The organism is Kitasatospora sp. NPDC001225, from assembly GCF_053597855.1.
Window position 1 is genome coordinate 45418 of record NZ_JBSFJC010000014.1, and the last position, 25539, is coordinate 70956.

Sequence of the window (25539 nt, forward strand, 5' to 3'; positions counted from 1 at the left end):
AGCACTTGAGAGAGAGAAGGCCGCCAGGTGACCGAGCTCGCAGCGACCACCCTCGATGCGTCCAGCACCGACCTGAAGGCCGTGCTCGACCGGGCCGCCGCAGGCGGCCGGATCACCCCGGAGGAGGCGCTGGAGCTCTACCGCTCCGCGCCGCTGCACGCGCTCGGCTCCGCCGCCGACGCGGTGCGCCGCCGCCGCTACGCGGGTACCGAGCACATCGCGACGTACATCATCGAGCGCAACATCAACTACACCAACGTCTGCGTGACGGCGTGCAAGTTCTGCGCCTTCTACGTGCCGCCGAAGAGCGACAAGGGCTGGTCACGCGAGCTCGACGAGATCCTGCGCCGCTGCGCCGAGACGGTCGAGCTGGGCGGCACCCAGATCATGTTCCAGGGCGGCCACCACCCGGACTACGGCGTGGAGTACTACGAGCGCGCGTTCTCGGCGATCAAGGCCGACTTCCCGCAGCTGGTGATCCACTCGCTGGGCGCCTCCGAGGTCGAGCACATGGCGCGGATCTCGGGCGTCTCCGTCGAGGAGGCCATCACCCGGATCCACAAGGCGGGCCTGGACTCCTTCGCCGGCGCCGGCGCCGAGCTGCTGCCGGAGCGGCCGCGCAAGGCGATCGCCCCGCTGAAGGAGTCCGGCGAGCGCTGGCTGGAGATCATGGAGATCGCCCACGGCCTCGGCGTGGAGTCCACCTCCACCATGCTGATGGGCACCGGCGAGACCAACGCCGAGCGGATCGAGCACCTGCGGATGATCCGCGACGTGCAGGACCGCACCGGCGGCTTCCGGGCCTTCATCCCGTACACCTACCAGCCGCAGAACAACCACCTGAAGGGCTCGACCCAGGCCACCGTCTTCGAGTACCTGCGGATGATCGCGATCGCCCGCCTGTTCCTCGACAACGTCGCCCACATCCAGGGCTCCTGGCTCACCACCGGCAAGGAGGCCGGCCAGCTGTCGCTGCACTACGGTGCGGACGACCTCGGGTCCGTGATGCTGGAGGAGAACGTCGTCTCGGCGGCGGGCGCCAAGCACCGCTCCAACCTCACCGAGCTGATCCACCTCATCCGGGCCGCCGACCGCGTCCCGGCGCAGCGCTCGACCACGTACGAGCACCTGCGGGTGCTGGACGACCCGGCCAACGACCCGGTCGACCCGCGGGTCGCCTCGCACATCGCCTCCACGGCGATCGAGGGCGGCACCGCGCACCCCGAGCTGAAGATCCTGGACAACTGAGTCCTCGTTCCTCCTCCCTTCTTGTCGTGCCGGTACCGGTGCCGCTGATGGCGGTGCCGGCGTCGGCGCTGTTGCCGTTGCCGTTGCCGTTGCACTTGCCGTTGTTGTCGAAGTCGAAGGCGCTGTTGTGCTGACTCTGCACCGGGCGGCGTTCGTGCTGCCCGACCCGGCCGATCCCACCGCCCCGTCCATCGCCGACGGGGCGGTGGTGGTGCGTGGCGAGCTGGTCGAGGCGGTCGGGCCGTACGGGGAGCTGGCGGCCGGGTACCCGGGCGCGCGGGTGCGGGACTGGGGGGCGGCCGTGCTCGCCCCCGGGCTGCGCAATCCGTACGGGCACTGGCTGTTGGAACGCGCGTACCACCCGGATCCGCGGGAGGAGGTCGGCGTCGAACCGGTGGCGGACGGGCTGGCCGGGTCCACCGACGAGGCGCGGTGCGGGGCCAGCGCCCGGCGGGGGCTGCAGCGGATGCTCGGGTACGGGGTGACGGCGGTGGCCGGGCCCTTCGAGCGGGCCTCGGTGCGGACGGCGGTGGCGCGGTCGGGGGTCGTGGGGCTGCCCGGTTCCGCCGTGTCGTCCGCTGTGGCGTCCGCTGTGGCGTCCGGCGGGGTGGGCGGCGGGCCGCAGGACGGCGGGCCGGAGGGCAGCGGGCCGCAGGACGGTGGCGCGCGGCTGTTGGACCCGCTGGCCGTCCTGCCGTTCGCCGAGGCCGTGTACGGGCGGGTGGCGGTCGGGGGCCGGGCGGACTTCGCGGTGTTCGCGACGGCCGCGGTCGCGGGGGACGAGGGCGCGCAACCGGTGGCCGGCGGGTGCCTGGCCACGGTGCTGGGCGGGCGGTTGGTGTACCGCCGACGCTGAGACGGGCGTCACGGCGGGTGTGACGTACTCGTCAGTAGGCGGATTTCCTTGTGGCGCACGGGACTTCCTTCGTGTGCACCCGAACTCCGGGTCCGGTACCGGAGAGTGATTGTCCCTTCATCGTGACCTGAGGGCCCGCCAGCGGATACGATCCCGGACAGCTCACCCACTCCGTACCCTCACCACACCACCGCCCGCGCCCGCGGGTGGCGGGGCCGTGTCCCCGGCCCCGACGGCAAGCCAGGACAGGAACCATGCGAACCGCGACCGTTCCCCCGCCGCGCACCCCGCGGATGGGCCGTGGTTGGTACCTCGCCGCCGTGCTCAGCGCAGTGCTGGCCGTCGGCATGTGCCTGCTGGGTTGGCGCCAGGCCGACCAGGCCGACCGGATCGAGGCGCACCCGGTGAGAGTCGAGGGGGTCGTCACCCAGCTCCCGACCGGTGGCGGCACCTACAGCGCCGTCAGCTACCGGGCCGACGGGGAGCCGCACACCGCGGCCGCGCTGCCGCTCTCGGACAGCGCCAAGGTCGGCGACGCGGTCTGCCTGGAGCACGCCGCCGACGACCCGGGCGCGGTACGGATCTGCGGCGACACCTACCCGCAGCCGGTCGGCGTGGGCCTGGCCCGGTTCAGCGTGCCGGTGGCCCTCGTGTTCTTCGTGATCTGCGTGCTGCGCATCCGTCGGCACCACAAGGCCCTCGCGGTCCGCAGCGGGCAGGGAGCGCTGGCCGCCAACCTCGCGCTGGCGGCGGGGGCGCTCGCGGACGGGATGCCCGCGATAACCCACGGCAAGCGGTCCCGGCGGCGGCGCCGCGCGGGCGGGCGGCGCGCCCAGCACTGAGGGGGGCGTGCGGGTACGGCCCGGCCGGTGAGGACCGTGGGCCCGGCCGGTGAGGTCCGTGGGTGAGGCCGGTGAGGTCCGTGGGTGAGGCCGGTGAGGTCCGTGGGCGCGGCCCCGTTGGTCGGGGTGTCCGTGCGAGGGTGAACAATGGGGGGCGTGACCCGAGCCTCTCTGGACAAGCAGCCGCACGAAGTCGCCGCCATGTTCGACGACGTCGCGGCCAAGTACGACCGCACCAACGACGTGCTCTCCCTCGGCCAGGCCCGCGCCTGGCGCCGGGCGGTGGCCGAGGCGGTGGCCGCCGGCCCGGGGGACCTCGTGCTCGACCTCGGGGCCGGCACCGGCACCTCCTCGCTGCCCTTCGCCGAGGCCGGTGCGAAGGTCGTCCCGTGCGACTTCTCGGTCGGCATGCTCACCGAGGGCAAGGGCCGCCACCCCGAGCTGGCGCTCACCGCCGGCGACGCCACCCGGCTGCCGTTCGCGGACGACACCTTCGACTCGGTGACGATCTCCTTCGCGCTGCGCAACGTCCAGGACACCGACGAGGCGCTGCGCGAGATGCAGCGGGTCACCAAGCCCGGCGGCAAGCTGGTGATCTGCGAGTTCTCCACCCCGACCTGGACGCCGTTCCGGACGGTCTACACCGAGTACCTGATGCGCGCGCTGCCGCCGGTGGCGACCGCCGTCAGCAGCAACCCGGAGGCGTACGTCTACCTCGCCGAGTCCATCCGGGCCTGGCCGGACCAGCCGGGGCTGGCCGCCAAGCTCCAGGACAACGGCTGGTCGAAGGTCGCCTGGCGGAACCTGACCGGCGGGATCGTCGCGCTGCACCGGGCGTACAAGATCGCGTAGCCGGGCTTGGCGGGCTCGGGGCTCGGCGGGCTCGGTGGGCCCGCGCCCCGGTCGCCCGGTCGCTCGGCCGCCCGGCTGCTCGGCTCGGGTTGGTGGTTGGGGCGGTCGGGGCTGACGGGCGGAGCCGGAGGTCGGGGGCGGGGGCGCATCCGGTGGCGTGAGCGGAACTAGACTGCCGGAGACAAAGCCGCCGTCCCCCGCCGCAGTTCCAGGAGTGTGTCCACGTGTCCGAGACCGCAGCCGATCTGACGAAGCCGGACAGCCCCGTCGAGAGCACGGCCGACGTCATCGTGGTCGGCGCGGGCCCGGCCGGCGCCACCACCGCGTACTACCTGGCCCAGGCCGGGCTGGACGTGCTGCTGCTGGAGAAGACCGCCTTCCCGCGTGAGAAGGTGTGCGGCGACGGCCTGACCCCGCGCGCCACCAAGCAGCTGGTGGACATGGGCATCGACGTCTCCACCGAGAACGGCTGGCTGCACAACAAGGGCCTGCGCATCATCGGCGGCGGCGTCCGGCTGGAGCTGGACTGGCCCGAGCTGTCCTCCTTCCCCGACTACGGCCTGGTGCGCAAGCGCGCCGACTTCGACGAGCTGCTCGCCCGTCAGGCCGAGAAGGCGGGCGCGCGGCTCTACGAGCGCTGCAACGTCAGCGGGCCGGTCCTGGACGAGCGCACCGGCCGGATCGTCGGCGTCACCGCCAAGCTCGGCGACGAGAAGCGGCCGGTCACCTTCCGGGCCCCGCTGGTGGTCGCCGCCGACGGCAACTCCACCCGGCTCTCGCTCGCCATGGGCCTGCACCGGCGCGAGGACCGCCCGATGGGCGTCGCCTACCGCACCTACTTCACCTCGCCGCGCCACGACGACGACTACCTGGAGTCCTGGCTGGAGCTGTGGGACACCCGCGACGGCGACCGCAAGCTGCTGCCCGGGTACGGCTGGGTCTTCGGCATGGGCGACGGCACCTCCAACGTGGGCCTCGGCATCCTCAACTCCTCGCCGGCGTTCGGCGAGCTGGACTGGCGCGAGGTGCTCAAGGCCTGGTGCGCCAACATGCCGGAGGAGTGGGGCTACACCCCCGAGAACATGACCGAGCCGATCCGCGGCGCAGCGCTGCCGATGGCCTTCAACCGGCAGCCGCACTACACCCGCGGCCTGCTGCTCGTCGGCGACGCGGGCGGCATGGTCAACCCGTTCAACGGCGAGGGCATCGCCTACGCGATGGAATCCGGGCAGATCGCCGCCGGGGTCATCGTGCAGGCCCTCGCCCGGGTCACCGACGGCGGCCGCGAGCGCGCCCTCCAGGCCTACCCGCGCATCCTCAAGGACGTGTACGGCGGCTACTACACGCTGGGCCGCGCCTTCGTGAAGCTCATCGGCAACCCCAAGGTGATGCAGATCGCCACCCAGCGCGGCCTCACCCACCCGATGCTGATGCGCTTCACCCTCAAGCTGCTCGCCAACCTCACCGACCCGCAGGGCGGCGACGCGATGGACCGCGTGATCAACGGCCTCGCCAGGGTCGCGCCGAACGCCTGACGGCTGGTCTCTGGCGCCTGGTGCCTGACAGCTGGTGCCTGACGGCTGGTCTCTGGCGCCTGATGCCTGGCGGCTGACGCCGAAGGGCCGGACGCCGAACGCCTGGCGCGGACCGGGTGTTGGGGCCGGTGGGGATGTCCGTCCCCGCCGGCCCTACGGCTGTTCGGCCGCCCGGGGTGCCTCCGGCGCCCGGCGGGAGGCGGCGGAGCGCTGCTCGACGTAGGCGAGACGCTCGTCGAAGATCCGGGCCGCGTCGGGGGTGAGGGTCCTCAGGGCGACGAGGGCGGTGAAGACGACGTCGCAGAGCTCGTGCTGGACGTCCTCCCAGGTGTGGGTGACCCCCTTGCGCGGGTTCTGGCCGGTGGCGCCGATCACCGCGGCACCGACCTCGCCGACCTCCTCGGAGAGCTTGAGGATCCGCAGCAGTCGCTCCTCCTGGGGCGACTGCGTGCTCTGCTCGTCCAGCCGTGCGACCAGGTCGTCGACGCTCTCCCAGATCCGGCTGTCCATGCGGCGTTGCTCCTGCTCCCACGCGGTGTCGTTGGTGTTGCCACCGTACGGGAGCGGGGGCGGGCGGGAGCGGGCCGGGGCTGTCCGGCCCGCCGGGGACGAGCAGCCTCAGCGGGCGCTGATCTTCACGTTGCGGATGTTCACCGGGAGGTTGGGGAAGCCGTCGCCCGGGTTGTTCTGGTCGTCCTCGCCGCCGGCGGCGATCTTCTGGAGCACGTCCAGACCGCCGGTGATCCGGCCGAAGGGGGTGTAGGCGGGGGAGAGCTTGGTGTCCTTCCAGACGAAGAAGAACTGGCTGCCGTTGGTGTTCGGGCCGGCGTTGGCCATGGCCACGGTGCCGGCCGGGTAGGTGGCGCCGGTCAGGTTCTCGTCCGGGAACGAGTAGCCGGGACCGCCGCTGCCCGTGCCGGTCGGGTCGCCGCACTGGAGGACGTAGATCCGCTGGGTGGTGAGGCGGTGGCAGTGACTGCGGTCGAAGTAGTCGTGCTCGGCGAGGAACCGGAACGAGAAGGTGGTGCAGGGCGCCTTGTCGGTCAGGGCCTCGAAGCTGATCTGGCCCTGGCTGGTCCGCAGTGTCGCGCGGTAGGGCCTCGCCGCCTTCTTGGCGTCGAACACCGGGATGCCCTTGAAGTTGTCGGCCGGGACGGCCGGTGTGTAGGCGCAGCCGGTAGCGGGGGTCGCGGCCGCGGGGGTGTCCGCGATGGCGGTGCCGGTGCTCGCCACGAGCGGGAGGACGGTGGCGGCGGCGACCAGCGCCCAGTGCTTGCGCTTCACGTGACGGGCCTTCCGGGGGGTGGTGGACGGCGGTGTTGTCATGGGTGCATCATCCACGGCCGGATGGGGATGCGGTAGGGGTTGGGGCGGCCGTGGCTCCCCGGGCGGCGACAGTGTGATGGTTTGTCAGTTCTGCTCCGGGGTGGTCGTGGTGGGTGTGAAGAGTCCGGCGCGGGCGGCCATGGCCGCGGCGTCGGCGGCCCGCTCGGCGGTGCGGGCGTCCAGCGGCTCGCCGGAGACGAAGAGGCGGTAGTAGAGCGGCGCGGTGGCGGCCCGGACCACCTCGGTGCCGTCCGTCCCGGAGGGCAGCTCGCCCCGGGCGACGGCCCTTTCGGCCACCTCGGCGGCCTGGCGGTGGCGGGCCGCGAAGAAGGCGCGCAGGGCGGCCGCGCCGGTGTCCGAGCGCTGGGCCGCGGAGATCAGCGCGGTGGGCGTGGGGCCGAGCTCCGGATCGGTGAAGACGCTGAACACCTCCTGGGTGATCCGGCGGAGGTCCTGCCGGAGGTCGCCGGTGTCGGGCAGGGGCCAGGGCTGGTCGGCGGAGGCGGTCAGGGCGTCGGCGACGAGGCCGTCCACTCCGCCCCAGCGCCGGTAGAGGGTCGCCTTGTGGACGCCGGAGCGGGCGGCGACCGCCTCGACGGTGAGCCCGTCGTACCCCTTCTCGGCCACCTCGGCGAGCGTGGCGGCGACCACCTCCGCCCGGACCCGGGTGCTGCGGCCGCCCGGGCGCGGGGTGGGGGTGCGGGGCTCCGGTGCGGGGTGGGTTGCTCCAGTCAAAGTCGACTCCAGTCGCATTAAGGCTTGCTGTGGGGTGGCGGCCGTGCCATGCTCATCGTAATGCGACTTGCGTCGCATTACGAGAGGAGCCCGCGTGTCCGCCACTGCCGTTCCCGACCCCACCGCCCTCCACCCGCTTGCCGGCCACGACCGGGTCGTCCTGCTGCGCCCGCTCGTCACCGACCCGAGGATCGAGGTCGGCGAGTACACCTACTTCGATGACCCCGACGGTGCCACCCGCTTCGAGGAGCGCAACGTCCTCTACGCGTACGGCCCCGAGCGGCTGGTGATCGGCAGGTACTGCGCGATCGCCACCGGCACCCGCTTCCTGATGGCCGGCGCCGCCCACCCGACCGTCGGCGTCTCCACCTTCCCCTTCACGATGTTCGGCGGCAGTTGGACCGAGCGGACCCTCGACATCGTCACGGGCCTGCCCAGCCGGGGTGACACCGTGGTCGGCAACGACGTCTGGTTCGGCCACGGGGCCACCGTCCTGCCCGGCGTCCGGATCGGCGACGGTGCCATCATCGCGGCCGGGGCGATGGTCACCGCCGACGTCGAGCCCTACACCGTCGTCGGCGGCAACCCGGCCCGCCCGATCCGCCGCCGCTTCGACGACGCCGACATCGAGCGTCTGCTCCGTGCGGCCTGGTGGGACTGGCCGGTGGAGCTGGTCACCGAGCACGTCCGCGCCATCATGTCCGGCACCCCGGCCGACATCGAGGCGATCGCCGCGGCGAACGGTCTGCTCTCCGCCTGACCCAACCGTGCCCGTGGAGGGCATTGATCATCGGGGGCCCGGTGCGCGAAGATGGCGCCCCCTTGCTCCGCGCACCGCCCCGTCCACTGCCGGGCCTTCCGCCCGGCTCCTGGGTCCGTCCGACGCCGTACGGTACTCGCGCCCGCCGGTTCCGTTCGTTCGGAGGGATCTTTCGCATGCCAGCCTCCTTGTCCGACCCGTCCGAGGGTTCGTCCTCGTCGGTCCTTCGCGATCTTCCGGTCCTGCTCGTGGCCGTGGTGTGGGGATCGAGCTTCCTCGCCGTCCAGCGGGTGGCCGAGCCCGGGACGGTCGTGGCGATGCTGGTGCTGCGGTTCGGCCTGGTGCTGCCGCTGCTCGGGCTGGTCGCCTGGCGTGCCCTGCGGAGGCTGAGCCGCGCCGAGTGGCTCGGCGGCGCCGCACTGGGGCTGGTGCTCAGCGGGATCTTCCTGCTGGAGACCTACGGAGCCGTGCACACCTCCGCGACCAATGCCGGGCTGATCATCAGCCTCGCGATGGTGCTCACGCCGCTCGGCGAGAGCGCCCTCGCCCGGACCGCGCCGCCGAAGGCCTTCCTCGCCGCCGCCGGGCTGGCCGTCCTCGGCGTCGCCCTGCTCACCGGGGACGGCGGGCTGCGCCCTCCGGCACTCGGTGACCTACTGGTGCTGGGCGCTGCCCTCGTCCGCTCGGCGTACGTCCTCGCGATGGCCCGCACCCGGGCCGTCCGCGACACCGATGTGCTCGCCGTCACCTGGGTCCAACTCGCGGTGGCCACCGGCGTGTTCGCCGCCGTCGCGTTCCTGGTCGGACCCGCGCCGTGGACGGTCGCGCGTTCGTACGGGGCCGGCCAGTGGGGCTGGCTGCTGCACCTGTCCTTGTTCTGCACCCTGTTCGCCTTCTTCGTCCAGATGTGGGCCGTGCGGGCCACGTCGCCCTCGCGGGTGAGCCTGCTGCTCGGGACCGAGCCGCTCTGGGCCGCCGTCTTCGGCATCACCGTGGCCGGGAACCGCATGGGCCCGCTCGCCCTGCTCGGCGGAGCCCTGGTGCTGGTCGCGACCGAGTGGGGCCGGCGCACCGCCCCCGTACCCGCCCCCGCCCCGGCTGTCGCCCCCGCTCCGGCGCCGCGCCCGGCCGGGGGCGAGTGCGAGAGCGGGACCGACGCGGTGGGGCCGGGCGCGGAGCCGGCTCCGGTGTGACCCGCCGTCCTCGTCACCGGCGCCGCCGCAGCGTCCGGCGGGCGTAGTCGAGGGCGACCGCGCCGAGCAGCGGGCCCCAGGCGACCAGGGGCAGGTAGGCGAGCGTCATCACCACGGCGGCGAAGCCGTGCGGGGAATCCGGCTCGGCCAGGTTGTGCGCCCAGCCGCCGAGCAGTGCGGCCGTGCCGACATAGGTGAGGACCGCCGAGCCCAGCAGTGCCGGGACGATCGCGGCGAGCGGCCGGACCCGACGGCCACCTATCAGGGGGATCCACCGGGGCGCCACCAGCCCCCAGGGCCGGACCAGGCCCAGGGTCAGGAAGGCCAGCGCCTCCGCCAGGGCGCTCAGCGCCACGCAGTAGACCGTGCCCCAGCCCGGCTGGTGCGCGCCGTACGCCGCGGCCGTCGCGCCGGAGAAGCCGACCGGGACGCCGAAGCCGAAGGCGATCCGCCACAGCCCCGAGGGGATGGTGCTGAGGACTGCGGCCCCGGCGGCGAGCCGGGCCCAACGCGGGGCGGGCGGGACGTTCGGGGCCGTCGCCGCGGCCCGGTGGGCGGTGCCGCGGGCGGTGATCACGAGCTTCGACATGGTGGTGGACTCCCTTCGGCTCCGGCCTCCGTGGCCGGTGCGATGACTCAAGACTGGAGGCCCGCCAGGGGTTCGCGGCAGATGCCGATCGGGCTGTTCCTCCTGCTCAACCGGCCTTTGAAATATGCCGATCGGCACAGGCGCGCCGCCCGGGCGGCGTCGTAGTGTGACGGCAGTCGAAGGGTCGAGAAGGGGTGATGACGATGACTCAGATCCTGTCCGGGATCGTCCTGGTCCTGGTGCCGCCGGCCTGGGTGGCGCGGGGGCGGTACGGGGCGGCGGCCGTGACCATGGCGCTCGGGGCAGCGTCGGTCGTGGTCACGGTCGCCGCCTGGCTCCTCGGCCGCTGGACGGAGGGGCAGCGGTGGGCCGGGCTGGCGGGCCTGGTCGAGCTGGCCGTCCTGCTGCTGTCGGTGGTCGTCAGCCTGCGCGCCGAGGACGGCCCGCGGTGCGCGGCGGCGGCCTGGACGGCTTGCGGAGCGGTCGCCCTCTGGCCGTCCCGGTTCGCGTTCGTCGAGGGGCCCGCGGACACGCTCACGCTCTTCGGGTTCGGATCGATGCTCTCCCTGCCGGCCGTCCTGGTCGGGCTCTACCTGCGGGGCCTGGACGAGGGGCGCCGCGAGGCGGTGGCCGAGGCCAGACGGGCCCAGCGGCTCGAACTGGCCCACGACCTGCACGACTTCGTGGCGCACGATGTCAGCGGCATGGTCGCCCAGGCCCAGGCGGGGGCCTATCTGGCGGGGATCGATCCGGCCGGCGCGGCCGAGATGTTCCAGCGAATAGAGCAGGCCGGGCAGCGGGCGCTGGCCTCGCTGGACCGGACGGTACAGCTGCTGCGCAGCGAGGAGCAGGGCGGCCGCGGTCCGCAGCCCGGACTCGCCGAACTCGCCGAGGTGGCCGAGCGGTTCATCGCGACGGGCGGCGTGAACGTCCGCCTGGAGTTGCCGGAGGAGCCGGTGCCGCGCGAGGTGGAGGGCACCGTCCACCGGATCGTGGTCGAGTCCCTGACCAATGTCCGGCGGCACGCTCCGGCCGCGCGGGCGGTCGAGATCCGGGCCTGCCGCAGCGGTGGACGGCTGGAGCTGACCGTGACCAACGACGGTCGGGCACCGGGCCCGGCGGGGCGGCCGCGCCGGGGCGGCGGCAGCGGACTGCCGGGGTTGGCGGCCCGGGTGGAGGCCCTCGGCGGTTCGCTGGAAGCCGGTCCGTACGAGCGGGAGGCCTGGCGGGTGACGGCGGTGCTGCCGCTGGAGGAGGCCGGCACGGGGCCGGCGTGATAGGAGCCGACGAAGGTCGGCAACGGGGAGAGGTGCGGGACATGGGCAGTGGCACAGGGCCGGTTCGGATCCTGATCGCGGACGACCAGGCGGACATCCGCAGCGCGTTCCGGATGATCCTGGACGTCCAGCCGGACATGGTGGTGGTCGCGGAGGCGGCGGACGGCGCCGCGGCGGTGGCGGAGGCACGGAGGCTGCGGCCGGATGTGGTGCTCGCGGACATCCGGATGCCGAAGCTCGACGGCCTGGAGGTCACACGCCAGTTGGCCGACCAGTGCAAGGTGATCGTGGTGACCACCTTCGACCTGGACGAGTACGTGCACACGGCGCTGCGGCACGGAGCGGCCGGGTTCCTGCTGAAGCGCTCGGGGCCGGTGCTGCTGATCGAGGCGGTCCGGGCGGCGATGGCCGGGGACGCGTTGATCAGCCCGCAGGTCACCGTCCGGCTGCTGCGGCACATGGCACTCCCGGGCGCGGAGCCGAAGCCGGCGCTGAGGTCGGGGCCGGGCGCGAAGGCGGCCGCGGCGGCTCCGCAGCCGACAGCCGGGCCGACGGAGGAACTGACCACGAGAGAAAGGGAGATCGCCGAGCTGGTGGCAGACGGTGCGACCAACGCCGAGATCGGCGCAGGGCTGTTCATCTCACCGGGGACGGTGAAGAACCACCTCGCCAATGTCCAGCGCAAGATCGGCGCCCGCAACCGGGTGGGCATCGCGGCCTGGGTCTGGGAGCAGACGGCCGGCCGCCAGTAGCGGGCCCCGCCCCGGAGCACGAGGGCCCGCGGCTCCGGCGGGCACCGTCGGAGCGGGACGGCGGGCGCGCGGGAGAGGGGGAAGGGAACCCCGCCCGACGGCAGGCTCGCGCGCTTGTGAACGAAGGGTCAAGCGAGCGTTCGGGCCCCGCCACCCCTGCGAGTGAGCCGCTATAACACGTCAACATGACGTCTGAAAATTTGCTCCCTACGACGCATAGTTGATATAGGAACACGCCCCTGACCTGCCACTTCACAAGTAAATGCGACCGCTTGTGATCGTTTGACTGCTTTGCGTCGACAAATCTGGGCATGCTCACATTCGACCCCATTTACAGGGTGTCGTAGATCACAAAGATGGCGTTGAACTGCGTGTCGCAGATCACAAGCCGACGGGCATAAGATGCGCTCGTTCCAGGCTTTGTGAACTGCCTCACATGAGGTGGATCTCGGGAACCGGAACGCGGGTTCACCTCAGTGTGACCTGCCGGTTCCGATCTGCAGTCAAGGACGACTGGACGGAGGGAGCGGGGGCTATGAATGCCTACGCGCCGATCCTCGTACTCGGTGCCATCGCGGCGGCGTTCGCGGTCGGCTCCGTCGTGATGGCCTCACTCACCGGCCCCAAGCGCTACAACCGGGCCAAGTTGGAGGCGTACGAGTGCGGCATCGAGCCGACCCCGCAGCCCGTGGGCGGCGGTCGGTTCCCGATCAAGTACTACCTGACGGCGATGCTCTTCATCGTCTTCGACATCGAGATCGTCTTCCTCTACCCCTGGGCGGTGACCTTCGACGCCCTGGGGATCTTCGGGCTGGTCGAGATGCTCCTGTTCATCGCCACCGTCTTCGTTGCGTACGCCTACGTGTGGCGGCGCGGCGGTCTGGAGTGGGACTGAGCGCGGGGTGGTCAGAGCGCGGGGTGGTGGCCCACCCGTCCGCCGGCTGAGCACCCGCTTGTGAACGAGCGGACAAGCCAGAACCGGCCCACGTATCAGAGGACTTGAGGGCATTGAGAGGGATCTGATGGGAATCGAGGAGAAGCTGCCGAGCGGCTTTCTGCTCACGACCGTGGAGACGGCCGCCGGCTGGGTGCGCAAGGCGTCACTCTTCCCGGCCACCTTCGGTCTGGCCTGCTGCGCGATCGAGATGATGACCACCGGGGCGGGCCGCTACGACCTGGCCCGGTTCGGCATGGAGGTCTTCCGGGGCTCCCCTCGGCAGGCCGATCTGATGATCGTGGCGGGCCGGGTGAGTCAGAAGATGGCCCCGGTGCTGCGCCAGGTGTACGACCAGATGCCCAACCCCAAGTGGGTCATCTCGATGGGTGTCTGCGCCTCGTCCGGCGGGATGTTCAACAACTACGCGATCGTCCAGGGCGTCGACCACATCGTCCCGGTGGACATCTACCTGCCCGGCTGTCCGCCCCGTCCGGAGATGCTGATGGACGCCATCCTGAAGCTGCACGACAAGATCCAGCACGAGCCGCTGGGCGTGAACAGGCGCCGGGCCGAGGAGCTCGGCGAGGCGCTCGCCCTCAAGGCCACCCCGATCAGCGAGATGCGGGGGCAGCTGCGATGAACGAGCAGGTACCCGAGACCCGCCGCGAGCAGCCGGTCCGCGAGATCCCGGTCGAGGTGGTCGGCCGCCGCCAGGGCATGTTCGGTGCCGAGGGCAGTGGCGACACCTCCGGCTTCGGCGGTCTGGCTGCCCCGATCGTGCTGCCCGGTCCGAGCGAACGCCCGTACGGCGGCTGGTTCGACGAGGTCGCCGACGAGCTGGAGGGCGCCCTGGAGGAGCAGGGCCTGGACCCGGTCGAGGTGATCGAGAGGACGGTGGTCGACCGCGGCGAGATCACCTTCCACATCGAGCGCGACCACCTGCTGAGGACCGCCCGGATCCTGCGCGACGACCCGGCGCTGCGCTTCGAGCTCTGCCTGGGGGTGAGCGGCGTGCACTACCCCGGCGACAAGGGCCGCGAGCTGCACGCGGTCTACCACCTGCGCTCGATCACCCACGGCAGGCTGATCCGGCTGGAGGTCACCGCGCCCGACGCCGATCCGCGCGTCCCCTCCGTGGTGAGCGTCTACCCGACCAACGACTGGCACGAGCGCGAGGCCTACGACTTCTTCGGCCTGGTCTTCGAGGGCCACCCGGCGCTCACCCGGATCATGATGCCGGACGACTGGCTGGGCCACCCGCAGCGCAAGGACTACCCGCTCGGCGGCATCCCCGTCGAGTACAAGGGCGCCCAGATCCCGGCTCCCGACCAGCGGAGGTCGTACAGCTGATGAACACCCAGCACTATGGAGAGACCGAGGAAGCCGACGCCCGCGAGACCACCGAGGGCCGGGTCTTCACCGTCACCGGCGGCGACTGGGGCGAGGTGGTCGAGGCGGTCGGCCGGGCCGACGACGAGCGCATCATCGTCAACATGGGCCCCCAGCACCCGTCCACCCACGGCGTGCTGCGGCTGATCCTGGAGATCGACGGCGAGACGGTGAAGGAGGCCCGCTGCGGCATCGGCTACCTCCACACCGGCATCGAGAAGAACATGGAGTTCCGCAGCTGGGTCCAGGGCACCACCTTCGTGACCCGCATGGACTACCTGACCCCGCTGTTCAACGAGACGGCCTACTGCCTGGCGGTCGAGAAGCTGCTCGGCATCACCGGCGACGTCCCGGACCGCGCCAACGTCATCCGGGTGATGATGATGGAGCTCAACCGGATCGCCTCGCACCTGGTCTGCCTGGCCACCGGCGGCATGGAGATCGGCTCCACCACCCTGATGATCTACGGCTTCCGGGACCGCGAACTGATCCTGGACGTCTTCGAGCTGGTCACCGGCCTGCGCATGAACCACGCGTACGTGCGCCCCGGCGGCCTCGCCCAGGACCTGCCGCCCGGCGCGGTCGACCAGATCCGCGAGGCGGTCAAGGTCTTCCGCTCCCGGATGCACGAGTACGACAAACTCGCGACCGGCAACCCGGTGTTCAAGGCCCGCCTGGTCGACGTCGGCTTCCTGGACCTGCCCGGCTGCCTGGCCCTGGGCGCCACCGGTCCGATCCTGCGCGCCACCGGCCTGCCGCACGACCTGCGCAAGACCGACCCGTACTGCGGTTACCAGGACTACGACTTCGAGGTCGCGATCGCGGAGAGCGCCGACTCCTACGGCCGCTTTCTGATCCGCCTGGAGGAGATGAAGCAGTCGCTGCGGATCGTCGAGCAGTGCCTGGACCGGCTGCGGCCCGGCCCGGTCATGGTGGCCGACAAGAAGATCGCCTGGCCGGCCCAACTGGCCGTCGGCCCGGACGGGATGGGCAACTCCCTCGACCACATCCGCAAGATCATGGGCACCTCGATGGAGGCCCTGATCCACCACTTCAAGCTGGTCACCGAGGGCTTCCGGGTCCCGGTCGGCCAGGCGTACGCGGCGGTCGAGTCGCCCAAGGGCGAGCTGGGCGTGCACGTGGTCAGCGACGGCGGGACGCGTCCGTACCGGGTCCACTTCCGGGACCCGTCGTTCACCAATCTGCAGACGATGGCGGCGATGTGCGAGGGCGGCCAGGTGGCCGACGTGATCGTCGCGGTGGCCGGGATCGACCCGGTGATGGGAGGCGTGGACCGGTGACCAACGTCGAACTCGGACTGCCGGCACTGCCGGCCGCACCGTACCCCGAGGAGGTGCGTGCCCGGCTGGCCGCCGACGCCGCCGAGCTGATCGCCCGCTACCCGCAGGCCCGCTCGGCGCTGCTGCCGCTGCTGCACCTGGTGCAGGCGGAGGAGGGCTTCGTCAGCCCGACCGGGATCCGCTTCTGCGCCGAACAGCTGGACCTCACCACCGCCGAGGTCACCGCGGTCGCGACCTTCTACACCATGTACCGGCGTCGCCCGGCCGGGAAGTACCACGTCGGGGTCTGCACCAACACCCTGTGCGCGGTGCTCGGCGGCGACCAGATCTTCGCCGAGCTCCAGGAGCACCTGGGCGTCCGCAACAACGAGACCACCGAGGACGGCGAGGTCTCGATCGAGCACATCGAGTGCAACGCGGCCTGCGACTACGCGCCCGTGGTGATGGTCAACTGGGAGTTCTTCGACAACCAGACCCCGGACAGCGCCCGGCAGCTGGTCGACGACCTGCGGGCCGGCCGAGAGGTCCGCCCCACCCGCGGTGCCCGGCTGTGCGGCTTCAAGGAGACCGCCCGGATCCTGGCCGGCTTCCCCGACGAGCGCCCGGGGGCCAACGACGAGTCCGGCGCCGGCGGCGCGCCCTCCCTGGCCGGCCTGCGGCTGGCCCGCGGCGAGGCGCTGCCCGGCACCCCCGGCACCAAGGTGGTCGCCCCGCGCCCCGAATCCCCCCGCCCCGACGCACCCCGCCCCGAGGCCAACGGCCAGGCAGGCAACGGCCAGGCGGCCAACGGCCAAGCGGGCACCACCCAGGCGGGCAACGGCCAGGAAGGGAGCGAAGCGTGATGACCTCCGCCGAGCCGGCCGAGAAGCTGCTCACCCCGGTCCTGTCCGACTCCTGGGACGACAGCCGCCCCTGGACGCTCGACACCTACCGCCGCCACCACGGCTACGAGGGCCTCAAGGCGGCCCTCGCCATGCCGCCGGACGACGTGATCGCCCTGGTCAAGGACTCCGGCCTGCGCGGCCGCGGCGGCGCCGGCTTCCCCACCGGGATGAAGTGGCAGTTCATCCCGCAGAACGACGGCAAGCCGCACTACCTGGTGGTCAACGCGGACGAGTCCGAGCCGGGCACCTGCAAGGACATCCCGCTGCTGTTCGCCAACCCGCACGCGCTGATCGAGGGCATGATCATCGCCTCCTACGCGATCCGCTGCGACCACGCCTTCATCTACCTGCGCGGCGAGGTCGTCCCGGTGCTGCGCCGGCTGCACGCGGCCGTCGCCGAGGCGTACGGGGCGGGGCTGCTGGGCCGGAACATCCTCGGCTCGGGCGTCGACCTGGACATCACCGTGCACGCCGGCGCCGGCGCCTACATCTGCGGCGAGGAGACGGCGCTGCTGGACTCGCTGGAGGGCCGCCGCGGCCAGCCCAGGCTGCGGCCCCCGTTCCCGGCCATCGCCGGCCTGTACGCCTGCCCGACGGTGGTCAACAACGTCGAGTCGATCGCCTCGGTGCCGCCGATCCTGTCCCGCGGCAAGGAGTGGTTCAAGGCCCTGGGCACCGAGAAGTCCCCCGGCTTCACGCTCTACTCGCTCTCCGGCCACGTCACCAACCCCGGCCAGTACGAGGCCCCGCTCGGCGTCACGCTGCGCCAGCTGCTCGACCTCAGCGGCGGCGTCCGCGCCGGGCACCGGCTGAAGTTCTGGACCCCAGGCGGCTCCTCCACCCCGATGTTCACCGACGAGCACCTCGACGTCCCGCTGGACTACGAGGGCGTCGGGGCGGCCGGCTCGATGCTCGGCACCAAGGCGCTCCAGGTCTTCGACGAGACCACCTGCGTGGTGCGGGCCGTCACCCGCTGGACGGAGTTCTACGCCCACGAGTCCTGCGGCAAGTGCACCCCCTGCCGCGAGGGCACCTACTGGCTGGTCCAGCTGCTCAAGCGGATCGAGGCGGGCCAGGGCGTCGACGGGGACCTGGAGAAGCTCCTCGACATCGCCGACAACATCAACGGCAAGTCCTTCTGCGCCCTGGGCGACGGCGCGGCCAGTCCGATCGTCTCCTCGCTCCAGCACTTCCGGGCCGAGTACGAGCAGCACCTGGCCGAGCGCCGCTGCCCGTTCGACCCGGCCGCCTCCACCGTCTGGGCCGACGGCCCCCGCCCCGGCCACCAGTCCGCCACCGAAAGGGAGGTGCACGCGTGACGATCACAGAGCCAACGGCCTCCGAGACAGCGGTCGAACTGGTCACGCTCACCATCGACGGCGTCGAAGTGCGGGTCCCCAAGGGAACGTTGGTGATCAGGGCCGCCGAGACCATCGGCACCCAGATCCCGCGCTTCTGCGACCACCCGCTGCTCGACCCGGCCGGCGCCTGCCGCCAGTGCATCGTCGAGGTCGAGGGCCAGCGCAAGCCGGTCGCCTCCTGCACCATCCCGGTGGCCGAGGGCATGGTGGTGCGCACCCAGCTCAGCTCGCCGGTGGCCGAGAAGGCCCAGCGCGGCGTGATGGAGCTGCTGCTGATCAACCACCCGCTGGACTGCCCGGTCTGCGACAAGGGCGGTGAGTGCCCGCTGCAGAACCAGGCGATGAGCAGCGGCGCCGCCGACTCCCGCTTCGAGGGGATGAAGCGCACCTACGAGAAGCCGGTGCCGATCAGCAGCCAGGTGCTGCTGGACCGCGAGCGCTGCGTGCTGTGCGCGCGCTGCACCCGCTTCTCGCAGCAGATCGCCGGGGACCCGTTCATCGACCTGGTGGAGCGCGGGGCGCTGCAGCAGGTCGGCACCGGCGAGGGCGACGACTTCGAGTCGTACTTCTCCGGGAACACCATCCAGATCTGCCCGGTGGGCGCGCTCACCTCGGCGGCGTACCGGTTCCGCTCGCGCCCCTTCGACCTGGTCTCCTCGCCGAGCGTGTGCGAGCACTGCGCCTCGGGCTGCGCGCAGCGCACCGACCACCGGCGCGGCAAGGTGCTGCGCCGGCTGGCGGGCGAGGACCCGGCGGTGAACGAGGAGTGGAACTGCGACAAGGGCCGCTTCGCCTTCCGCTACGCCCAGCAGCGCGACCGGCTGACCACCCCGCTGGTGCGGGTGGACGGCGAGCTGGTGCCGGCCTCCTGGCCGGAGGCGCTGGCCCGGGCGGCCGAGGGGCTGCGCGGGGTCCGGGCGGGGGTGCTGGCCGGCGGCCGGGTGACGGTCGAGGACGCCTACGCGTACGGGAAGTTCGCGCGGGTGGTGCTGGGCACCAACGACGTGGACTTCCGGGCCCGCCCGCACAGCGGCGAGGAGGCGGACTTCCTGGCCGCGGCGGTGGCCGGGCGGGGCGTCGACGTGGACGGCACCGGGGTGTCGTACGAGGACCTCGACCGGGCTCCGGCGGTGCTGCTGGCGGGCTTCGAGCCGGAGGAGGAGTCGCCGATCGTCTTCCTGCGGCTGCGCAAGGCGACCCGGGCGACGGGCCTGAAGGTGTTCTCGGTGGCCGCGTTCGGCTCCCGGGGCCTGGCGAAGCTGCGCGGGGCGCTGCTGCCGGCCGCCCCCGGCACCGAGCCGGAGTGGTTCGCGGCGCTGGCGGCGGACGAGCCGCTGAACGACGACGCGGGCCGGGCGGCCGAACTGCTGCGCACCCCGGGCGCGGTGATCCTGGCGGGCGAGCGGCTGGCCGCCGTCCCGGGCGGGCTGACGGCGGTGCTGCGGCTGGCGCACGCGACGGGTGCGAGGCTCGCCTGGGTGCCGCGCCGGGCCGGTGAGCGCGGGGCCGTCGAGGCGGGCGTGCTGCCGGGCCTGCTGCCCGGCGGGCGTCCGGTGGCCGTTCCGGCGGCCCGGGCGGAGGCGGCCGCGGTGTGGGGCGGCGCCGAGCCGCCGTCCCGGCCGGGCCGGGACACCGACGGGATCCTGGCGGCGGCCGTGGCGGGCGAGTTGGACGCGCTGCTGGTCGGCGGCGTGGACCCGGACGACCTGCCGGATCCGGCGCTGGCCGACGAGGCGCTGGCGGCGGTGCCGTTCCTGGTGTCGCTGGAGCTGCGGCCCTCGGCGGTGACGGCGCGGGCCGACGTGGTGCTGCCGGTGGCGGCGGTGGCGGAGAAGGCCGGCACCTTCCTGGACTGGGAGGGCCGGGTGCGGATGTTCGAGTCGGCGCTCAAGCCGGACCAGCAGATGGGCCGCCACCTCCAGCCGGACCTGCGGGTGCTGGGCATGCTGGCCGACGCGCTGGGCCACCGGCTGGGCCTGCCGGACGTCCGGGCGGCCCGGCTGGAGCTGGACCGCTTCGCCCCCTGGGAGGGCGACCGCACGGCCGACCCGGCGGCGCACCCGGGCCTGCTGCCCCGACCGGCCACCGGCCAGGCGGTGCTGGCGGGTTGGCGTCTGCTGCTGGACAACGGCGTGCTGCAGCAGGGGGACCCGCACCTGGCGGGCACCCGGCACCGGGCGGTGGCCCGGATCTCGGCGGAGACGGCCAAGGAGATCGGCGCCGAGGCGGCCGAGGAGCTGCGGCTGACCGGTCCGGCCGGATCGCTGACCCTGCCGCTGGAGGTCACCGACTCGATCCCGGACCGCACGGTCTGGGTCCCGCTGGACTCCACGCCGGGCGGTGCCCACCGCGCGCTCGGCACCACCGTCGGCCACCTGGTCACGATCGCCGCGGCCGAGTCGGAACCCGAGCCCGAACCCGAGCCCGAAGTCGGACCCGCACCCGGGGCCGGCTCCGAACCCGGGGCCGCGGACGAGACCGCCGGCGACGGCACAGGGGAGGACCGATGACGTCGCAGCCGTACGAGACGCTCCACTTCTTCGGGCAGGACCCGTGGTGGCTGGTGCTGCTGAAGGCGGTGTTCTGCTTCGCCTTCCTGGTCCTGACGGTGCTGATCGCGATCGTCTGGGAGCGCAAGGTGGTGGCCTGGATGCAGCTGCGCATCGGGCCCAACCGGCACGGCCCGTGGGGCCTGCTGCAGTCGCTGGCGGACGGCGTGAAGCTGGCGCTGAAGGAAGACCTGGTGGTCAAGGGCTCGGACAAGGTGGTCTACATCCTGGCCCCGATCGTCTGCGCCATCCCCGCGTTCATGGCCTTCGCGGTGATCCCGTTCGGTCCGGCCGGCAACGAGGTGTCGATCTTCGGCACCCGTACGCCGCTCCAGCTGACGGACTTCCCGGTCGCGCTGCTGTACGTCCTGGCGACGGCCTCGGTGGGCATCTACGGCATCGTGCTGGCCGGCTGGTCCTCGGGTTCGACGTACCCGCTGCTGGGCGGGCTGCGCTCGTCCGCGCAGATGATCAGCTACGAGATCGCGATGGGCCTGTCCTTCGCGGCGGTGTTCATCTACTCGGGCTCGATGTCGACCTCGGAGATCGTGGCGCACCAGCAGCCGACCTGGTTCGCGGCGCTGCTGCCGGTGTCGTTCATCGTCTACATCATCGCGATGGTCGGCGAGACCAACCGGGCGCCGTTCGACCTGCCGGAGGCCGAGGGCGAGCTGGTCGGCGGCTTCAACACCGAGTACTCCTCGCTGAAGTTCGCGATGTTCATGCTGGCCGAGTACGTGAACATGGTGACGGTCTCGGCGGTGGCCTCGACCCTCTTCCTGGGCGGCTGGCGGGCCCCGTGGCCGGTGACGACCTTCTGGGAGGGCGCCAACCACGGCTGGTGGCCGATGCTGTGGATCACGCTGAAGATCCAGCTGCTGCTGTTCTTCTTCATCTGGCTGCGCGGCACGCTGCCCCGGCTCCGCTACGACCAGTTCATGAAGCTGGGCTGGAAGGTGCTGATCCCGGTCTCGCTGGTGTGGCTGGTGCTGATCGCGAGCGTGCGGGCGCTGCGCAACGAGGGCTACGGCTTCGGCCAGGTGGTGCTGTACGTGGGCGCCCCGGTCGGGGCGGTGCTGCTGCTGGCGCTGCTGCGGGACTTCCTGAGGAAGCAGCCGGAGTCCGGGGAGGCCCCGCCCGGCGCGGGCCCGGCCCGGCCGAAGGACGGGGGGGAGTTCGACCCGATGGCGGGCGGCTACCCCGTCCCGCCGCTGCCCGGCCAGGTGCTCCCGCCGGTGCCGCGCCGCCGCAGCCGTGCCCCGAAGCAACTCCAGGACGCCCTCAACGGGGCCGACCATTCCGAAGGGAGCTGAACCGAGATGTCCGACCAGTCCGATCGAACGGGCCACGCCGAACGGGGCGACCGTCCGTCGATCCTCGGCCCGGCCGCCGGCTTCGGCGTGACCTTCAAGGCCATGTTCAAGAAGCGGCTCACCGAGCAGTACCCGGAGCAGAAGAAGCCCACCGCTCCGCGCTTCCACGGCCGCCACCAGTTGAACCGGCACCCGGACGGCCTGGAGAAGTGCGTCGGCTGCGAGCTGTGCGCGTGGGCCTGCCCGGCCGACGCGATCTACGTGGAGGGCGCGGACAACCGGGACGAGGAGCGCTACTCCCCGGGTGAGCGCTACGGCGCGGTGTACCAGATCAACTACGCCCGCTGCATCCTGTGCGGGCTGTGCATCGAGGCCTGCCCGACCAGGGCGCTGACCATGACCAACGAGTACGAGCTGGCCGACTCCTCCCGGCGGGACCTCATCTTCACCAAGGAGCAGCTGCTGGTGGGCCTGTCCGAGGGCATGGTCGACACCCCGCACGCGATCTTCCCGGGCACCGACGAGGGCGCGTACTACCGGGGCGAGGTCACCTCGGCGGCGCCGGGGACGGTCCAGCAGGAGCGCACCGAGCGGGACAAGGAGGTGCAGCAGTGATCGCGCGGCTGGCGGAGGCGACCGGGACGACCTCGACGGGCGAGGCCGTCCAGTTCTGGGTGCTCGCGGTGATCGCGGTCGGCGGTGCGCTCGGCATGGTGCTGATGCGCAAGGCCGTGCACAGCGCGCTCTGCCTGGCGGCCACCATGATGGCGCTGGCGGTCTGTTACATGGCCCAGGGCGCGGTGTTCCTGGGCGTGGTGCAGATCGTGGTGTACACCGGCGCGATCATGATGCTGTTCCTGTTCGTGGTGATGCTGGTCGGCGTCACCGGCGAGGACTCGCTGAAGGAGCAGCTGAAGGGCCAGCGGTTCGCCGCGGCGCTGTGCGGGCTGGGCTTCGGCGTGCTGCTGATCGCCGGGATCGCCAACGCGAAGCTGGACCACTTCACCGGGCTGTCCGAGGCGAACGCCGAGGGCAACGTGCCGGGCCTGGCCCGGCTGATCTTCACCCGCTACGTGTGGGCCTTCGAGGTCACCGGCGCGCTGCTGATCACCGCGGCGATCGGCGCGATGGTGCTGACCCACCGGGAGCACGTGAAGGCGCCGAAGACGCAGCGCGAGCTGGCGGCGCAGCGGGTCGTGGACAACATCCAGCTGCCGCCGCTGCCGGCGCCGGGCGTGTACGCCCGGCACAACGCGGTGGACGTGCCGGGGCTGCTGCCGGACGGCACGATCGCCGAGGACTCGGTGATGGCGACGCTGCGCGAGCGCGGCCAGGTCCGGGACGTCAGCCAGGCGATGCTGCGGCGGATGGCGGAGCTGGAGAACAGCACGGCGGACTGGCTGGGCCGTCCGTCCTCGGAGCGGCCGGCCGTGAAGGCCCCGCGCAAGTCGCTGGAGCCGGTGCCGGCCAACGGCGCCCCGCTGCCGGCGAACGGCGGGGCGGTGACGGCGAAGGGGTCGGCGAACGGGCCGGCGAACGGGCCGGTGAACGGCGGGCCGGTGCCGGCGAACAACGTGAAGCACCCGGCCGACGAGGAGGGCGCGGAGTGAACCCGGTCAACTACCTCTACCTGTCGGCCCTGTTGTTCACCATCGGAGCGGCCGGGGTGCTGGTCCGACGCAACGCGATCGTGCTGTTCATGTGCGTGGAGCTGATGCTGAACGCCTCGAACCTCGCCCTGGTGACCTTCTCCCGGCTGCACGGGACCTTGGACGGCCAGATCATCGCGTTCTTCACGATGGTGGTCGCGGCGGCCGAGGTCGTGGTCGGCCTCGCCATCATCGTCTCCATCTTCCGGACCAGGCACTCCGCTTCGGTCGACGACAGCAACCTGATGAAGCTGTAGGCGGAGGGCCCTCGGTGAAATCTCTCATTCCGCTGCTGGTGGCGGCTCCACTGGCGGGCGCCGCCCTGCTGCTGCTCGGCGGCCGGGCGCTGGACCGCTTCGGCCACTGGCTGGCCACCGCGCTCGCGGCGCTCTCGTTCGGCTTCGGCCTGGCCCTGTTCTCGGACATGCTCGGCCGTGACGCCGAGCACCGGGCGGTCACCCGGCACCTGTTCAGCTGGATCCCGGTGAACGGCTTCCAGGCCGATATCTCCTTCCGGCTCGACCAGCTGTCGATGACCTTCGTCCTGCTGATCACCGGTGTCGGCACGCTGATCCACCTCTACTCGGTCGGCTACATGGCGCACGACGAGCGCCGCCGCCGCTTCTTCGCGTACCTGAACCTGTTCCTGGCCGCCATGCTGCTGCTGGTGGTCGCGGACAACTACCTGCTGCTGTACTTCGGCTGGGAGGGCGTGGGCCTGGCCTCGTACCTCCTGATCGGCTTCTGGCAGCACAAGCCGAGTGCGGCGACGGCGGCGAAGAAGGCCTTCATCGTCAACCGGGTCGGCGACATGGGCCTGTCCATCGCGATCATGCTGATGTTCGCGGAGTTCGGCTCCTTCGCCTTCGACCCGGTCTTCGGCGGTGCCCACCAGGCGAGCGAGGGCAAGCTGACGGCGATCGGCCTGATGCTGCTGCTGGCGGCCTGCGGCAAGTCGGCGCAGGTGCCGCTGCAGTCCTGGCTCGGGGACGCGATGGAGGGCCCGACCCCGGTGTCGGCGCTGATCCACGCGGCCACCATGGTGACCGCGGGCGTCTACCTGATCACCCGCTCCTCGGCGGTCTTCGACCTGGCGCCGGACGCGCAGACCGCCGTGGTGGTGGTCGGCGCGGTCACGCTGCTGTTCGGTGCGATCGTCGGTTGCGCCAAGGACGACATCAAGAAGGCGCTGGCCGGCTCGACGATGTCGCAGATCGGCTACATGGTGCTGGCGGCCGGGCTCGGCCCGATCGGCTACGCCTTCGCGATCATGCACCTGGTGACCCACGGCTTCTTCAAGGCCGGGCTGTTCCTCGGCGCCGGGTCGGTCATGCACGGCATGAACGACGAGGTGAACATGCGTCACTACGGCGGCCTGCGGAAGTACATGCCGGTCACCTTCGTCACCTTCGGCCTCGGCTACCTGGCGATCATCGGCTTCCCGGGCCTGTCCGGCTTCTTCTCCAAGGACAAGATCATCGAGGCGGCCTTCGCCAAGGGCGGCACCGAGGGCTGGATCCTCGGGGGGTGCGCGCTGGTCGGCGCGGCGGTCACCGCGTTCTACATGACCAGGGTCATGGTGCTGACCTTCTTCGGCGAGAAGCGCTGGCAGCCGGACGCGGAGGGCAACGCCCCGCACCCGCACGAGTCGCCGCGGACGATGACCGTCCCGATGGTCCTGCTGGCCTTCGGCTCGGTCTTCGCGGGCGGACTGTTCGCCTTCAACGACTCCTTCCTGAAGTGGCTGGAGCCGGTCACCGGGCACGAGGAAGGCAACTCCCCGCTCGCCCCGCTGACCGTCACCCTGCTGACCACGGCCTGCATGCTGGCCGGCGTCGGCCTCGCGTACCTGGTGTACGGGCGCTCGCCGGTCCCGGTGGTGCCGCCGGTCGGCTCCCCGCTCACCCGGGCCGCCCGCCGCGACCTGCTGCAGGACGACTTCAACCACGCGGTGCTGGTGCGGCCGGGCTCGGCGCTCGCCGCGGCGCTGGTCTTCTTCGACAGCCGCGGCCTGGACGGCGTGGTCAACGGCCTGGCCGCCGGGATCGGCGGGCTCTCCGGCCGGCTGCGGCGGGTCCAGAACGGCTACGTCCGCTCGTACGCGCTCTCCATGTTCGGCGGCACGCTGGTGCTGGTCGCCATGACTCTCCTGATGAGGTCCACGTGATGACTCGTCCTGATATCCGTTGGG

25 protein-coding genes are annotated in these 25539 nt (G+C 72.1%); 21 read left to right on the forward strand and 4 right to left on the reverse strand.

Annotated elements, in window-relative coordinates:
• Window positions 1–27: 27 nt before the first annotated feature.
• From mqnC to ACWDCZ_RS07290, 5 genes are all read left to right on the forward strand, one after another.
• Window positions 28–1248: a cyclic dehypoxanthinyl futalosine synthase gene (gene mqnC, locus ACWDCZ_RS07270; RefSeq protein WP_049651178.1), complete on the forward strand. Its 1221-nt coding sequence runs from the start codon at window positions 28–30 to the stop codon at window positions 1246–1248.
• Between the two features lie 127 nt (window positions 1249–1375).
• Entirely contained in the window at window positions 1376–2104 is a 729-nt protein-coding gene (locus ACWDCZ_RS07275) for an amidohydrolase family protein (protein ID WP_449815438.1), read from the forward strand.
• 254 nt (window positions 2105–2358) lie between these two features.
• A complete protein-coding gene (locus ACWDCZ_RS07280; protein ID WP_074005515.1) occupies window positions 2359–2946 on the forward strand; it encodes a DUF3592 domain-containing protein in 588 nt (195 codons plus the stop codon).
• 156 nt (window positions 2947–3102) lie between these two features.
• The gene (locus tag ACWDCZ_RS07285) at window positions 3103–3798 is read left to right on the forward strand and encodes a demethylmenaquinone methyltransferase (RefSeq protein WP_049651181.1); all 696 of its coding nucleotides are present in this window, start codon (window positions 3103–3105) and stop codon (window positions 3796–3798) included.
• 245 nt (window positions 3799–4043) lie between these two features.
• On the forward strand, window positions 4044–5333 hold the full coding sequence (locus tag ACWDCZ_RS07290; protein ID WP_117491907.1) for a geranylgeranyl reductase family protein: 1290 nt from the start codon (window positions 4044–4046) through the stop codon (window positions 5331–5333).
• A gap of 153 nt (window positions 5334–5486) precedes the next feature.
• Here ACWDCZ_RS07290 and ACWDCZ_RS07295 read toward each other — a convergent pair whose 3' ends face one another.
• From ACWDCZ_RS07295 to ACWDCZ_RS07305, 3 genes are all read right to left on the reverse strand, one after another.
• Entirely contained in the window at window positions 5487–5843 is a 357-nt protein-coding gene (locus ACWDCZ_RS07295) for a MazG-like family protein (RefSeq protein ID WP_074005516.1), read from the reverse strand.
• A 108-nt stretch (window positions 5844–5951) separates the two neighbouring features.
• Window positions 5952–6659, reverse strand: coding sequence for a peptidylprolyl isomerase (locus tag ACWDCZ_RS07300; RefSeq protein WP_449815439.1), 708 nt, complete (start codon window positions 6657–6659; stop codon window positions 5952–5954).
• Window positions 6660–6743: 84 nt separating this feature from the next.
• The gene (locus tag ACWDCZ_RS07305) at window positions 6744–7394 is read right to left on the reverse strand and encodes a TetR/AcrR family transcriptional regulator (protein WP_449815440.1); all 651 of its coding nucleotides are present in this window, start codon (window positions 7392–7394) and stop codon (window positions 6744–6746) included.
• 94 nt (window positions 7395–7488) lie between these two features.
• Between ACWDCZ_RS07305 and ACWDCZ_RS07310 the strand changes: the two genes are divergently transcribed.
• The gene (locus tag ACWDCZ_RS07310) at window positions 7489–8154 is read left to right on the forward strand and encodes a CatB-related O-acetyltransferase (protein WP_049651173.1); all 666 of its coding nucleotides are present in this window, start codon (window positions 7489–7491) and stop codon (window positions 8152–8154) included.
• 176 nt (window positions 8155–8330) lie between these two features.
• Window positions 8331–9347: a DMT family transporter gene (locus tag ACWDCZ_RS07315; RefSeq protein ID WP_449815441.1), complete on the forward strand. Its 1017-nt coding sequence runs from the start codon at window positions 8331–8333 to the stop codon at window positions 9345–9347.
• Between the two features lie 13 nt (window positions 9348–9360).
• Here the strand turns inward: ACWDCZ_RS07315 and ACWDCZ_RS07320 are convergent, their stop codons facing one another.
• On the reverse strand, window positions 9361–9936 hold the full coding sequence (locus ACWDCZ_RS07320) for a hypothetical protein (RefSeq protein WP_449815442.1): 576 nt from the start codon (window positions 9934–9936) through the stop codon (window positions 9361–9363).
• 197 nt (window positions 9937–10133) lie between these two features.
• Here ACWDCZ_RS07320 and ACWDCZ_RS07325 point away from each other — a divergent pair, with 197 nt between their 5' ends.
• The 14 genes from ACWDCZ_RS07325 to nuoL all read left to right on the forward strand — a co-directional run bounded on the left by ACWDCZ_RS07325 (window position 10134) and on the right by nuoL (window position 25515).
• Window positions 10134–11213 (forward strand): sensor histidine kinase, encoded by a 1080-nt coding sequence (locus ACWDCZ_RS07325; protein ID WP_449815443.1) that lies wholly within the window; start codon window positions 10134–10136, stop codon window positions 11211–11213.
• 41 nt (window positions 11214–11254) lie between these two features.
• On the forward strand, window positions 11255–11965 hold the full coding sequence (locus tag ACWDCZ_RS07330) for a response regulator (RefSeq protein ID WP_449815444.1): 711 nt from the start codon (window positions 11255–11257) through the stop codon (window positions 11963–11965).
• Between the two features lie 535 nt (window positions 11966–12500).
• Window positions 12501–12860: an NADH-quinone oxidoreductase subunit A gene (locus tag ACWDCZ_RS07335; RefSeq protein ID WP_030060100.1), complete on the forward strand. Its 360-nt coding sequence runs from the start codon at window positions 12501–12503 to the stop codon at window positions 12858–12860.
• A gap of 127 nt (window positions 12861–12987) precedes the next feature.
• Entirely contained in the window at window positions 12988–13542 is a 555-nt protein-coding gene (locus ACWDCZ_RS07340; protein ID WP_074005520.1) for a NuoB/complex I 20 kDa subunit family protein, read from the forward strand.
• The gene (locus tag ACWDCZ_RS07345) at window positions 13539–14252 is read left to right on the forward strand and encodes an NADH-quinone oxidoreductase subunit C (RefSeq protein WP_074005521.1); all 714 of its coding nucleotides are present in this window, start codon (window positions 13539–13541) and stop codon (window positions 14250–14252) included. The genes ACWDCZ_RS07340 and ACWDCZ_RS07345 overlap by 4 nt, the downstream gene beginning before the upstream one ends.
• Window positions 14252–15592: an NADH-quinone oxidoreductase subunit D gene (locus tag ACWDCZ_RS07350; protein ID WP_049651167.1), complete on the forward strand. Its 1341-nt coding sequence runs from the start codon at window positions 14252–14254 to the stop codon at window positions 15590–15592. The genes ACWDCZ_RS07345 and ACWDCZ_RS07350 overlap by 1 nt, the downstream gene beginning before the upstream one ends.
• On the forward strand, window positions 15589–16434 hold the full coding sequence (gene nuoE, locus ACWDCZ_RS07355) for an NADH-quinone oxidoreductase subunit NuoE (RefSeq protein WP_416874878.1): 846 nt from the start codon (window positions 15589–15591) through the stop codon (window positions 16432–16434). Before ACWDCZ_RS07350 ends, nuoE begins: the two co-directional genes overlap by 4 nt.
• Window positions 16434–17795: an NADH-quinone oxidoreductase subunit NuoF gene (gene nuoF, locus ACWDCZ_RS07360; protein WP_049651165.1), complete on the forward strand. Its 1362-nt coding sequence runs from the start codon at window positions 16434–16436 to the stop codon at window positions 17793–17795. Before nuoE ends, nuoF begins: the two co-directional genes overlap by 1 nt.
• Entirely contained in the window at window positions 17792–20347 is a 2556-nt protein-coding gene (locus ACWDCZ_RS07365) for an NADH-quinone oxidoreductase subunit G (protein ID WP_449815445.1), read from the forward strand. The genes nuoF and ACWDCZ_RS07365 overlap by 4 nt, the downstream gene beginning before the upstream one ends.
• A complete protein-coding gene (nuoH, locus tag ACWDCZ_RS07370) occupies window positions 20344–21699 on the forward strand; it encodes an NADH-quinone oxidoreductase subunit NuoH (protein ID WP_375876368.1) in 1356 nt (451 codons plus the stop codon). The genes ACWDCZ_RS07365 and nuoH overlap by 4 nt, the downstream gene beginning before the upstream one ends.
• Window positions 21700–21705: 6 nt before the next feature.
• Window positions 21706–22314, forward strand: a complete 609-nt coding sequence (gene nuoI / locus ACWDCZ_RS07375) for an NADH-quinone oxidoreductase subunit NuoI (protein WP_387972607.1) — start codon at window positions 21706–21708, stop codon at window positions 22312–22314.
• Window positions 22314–23309: an NADH-quinone oxidoreductase subunit J gene (locus ACWDCZ_RS07380; protein ID WP_449815454.1), complete on the forward strand. Its 996-nt coding sequence runs from the start codon at window positions 22314–22316 to the stop codon at window positions 23307–23309. Before nuoI ends, ACWDCZ_RS07380 begins: the two co-directional genes overlap by 1 nt.
• The gene (gene nuoK, locus ACWDCZ_RS07385; RefSeq protein ID WP_049652557.1) at window positions 23306–23605 is read left to right on the forward strand and encodes an NADH-quinone oxidoreductase subunit NuoK; all 300 of its coding nucleotides are present in this window, start codon (window positions 23306–23308) and stop codon (window positions 23603–23605) included. The genes ACWDCZ_RS07380 and nuoK overlap by 4 nt, the downstream gene beginning before the upstream one ends.
• Window positions 23606–23619: 14 nt before the next feature.
• Window positions 23620–25515, forward strand: coding sequence for an NADH-quinone oxidoreductase subunit L (gene nuoL, locus ACWDCZ_RS07390; RefSeq protein ID WP_049652555.1), 1896 nt, complete (start codon window positions 23620–23622; stop codon window positions 25513–25515).
• Window positions 25516–25539: the final 24 nt, after the last annotated feature.

Coding starts and splice junctions, on each gene's coding strand:
- ACWDCZ_RS07280 (WP_074005515.1), top strand. CDS start 2,359: ATGCGAACCGCGACCGTTCCCCCGCCGCGCACCCCGCGGATGGGCCGT.
- ACWDCZ_RS07295 (WP_074005516.1), bottom strand. CDS start 5,843: ATGGACAGCCGGATCTGGGAGAGCGTCGACGACCTGGTCGCACGGCTG.
- ACWDCZ_RS07300 (WP_449815439.1), bottom strand. CDS start 6,659: ATGACAACACCGCCGTCCACCACCCCCCGGAAGGCCCGTCACGTGAAG.
- ACWDCZ_RS07315 (WP_449815441.1), top strand. CDS start 8,331: ATGCCAGCCTCCTTGTCCGACCCGTCCGAGGGTTCGTCCTCGTCGGTC.
- ACWDCZ_RS07320 (WP_449815442.1), bottom strand. CDS start 9,936: ATGTCGAAGCTCGTGATCACCGCCCGCGGCACCGCCCACCGGGCCGCG.
- ACWDCZ_RS07325 (WP_449815443.1), top strand. CDS start 10,134: ATGACGATGACTCAGATCCTGTCCGGGATCGTCCTGGTCCTGGTGCCG.
- ACWDCZ_RS07330 (WP_449815444.1), top strand. CDS start 11,255: ATGGGCAGTGGCACAGGGCCGGTTCGGATCCTGATCGCGGACGACCAG.
- ACWDCZ_RS07335 (WP_030060100.1), top strand. CDS start 12,501: ATGAATGCCTACGCGCCGATCCTCGTACTCGGTGCCATCGCGGCGGCG.
- ACWDCZ_RS07340 (WP_074005520.1), top strand. CDS start 12,988: ATGGGAATCGAGGAGAAGCTGCCGAGCGGCTTTCTGCTCACGACCGTG.
- ACWDCZ_RS07345 (WP_074005521.1), top strand. CDS start 13,539: ATGAACGAGCAGGTACCCGAGACCCGCCGCGAGCAGCCGGTCCGCGAG.
- ACWDCZ_RS07350 (WP_049651167.1), top strand. CDS start 14,252: ATGAACACCCAGCACTATGGAGAGACCGAGGAAGCCGACGCCCGCGAG.
- nuoF (WP_049651165.1), top strand. CDS start 16,434: ATGACCTCCGCCGAGCCGGCCGAGAAGCTGCTCACCCCGGTCCTGTCC.
- nuoH (WP_375876368.1), top strand. CDS start 20,344: ATGACGTCGCAGCCGTACGAGACGCTCCACTTCTTCGGGCAGGACCCG.
- nuoI (WP_387972607.1), top strand. CDS start 21,706: ATGTCCGACCAGTCCGATCGAACGGGCCACGCCGAACGGGGCGACCGT.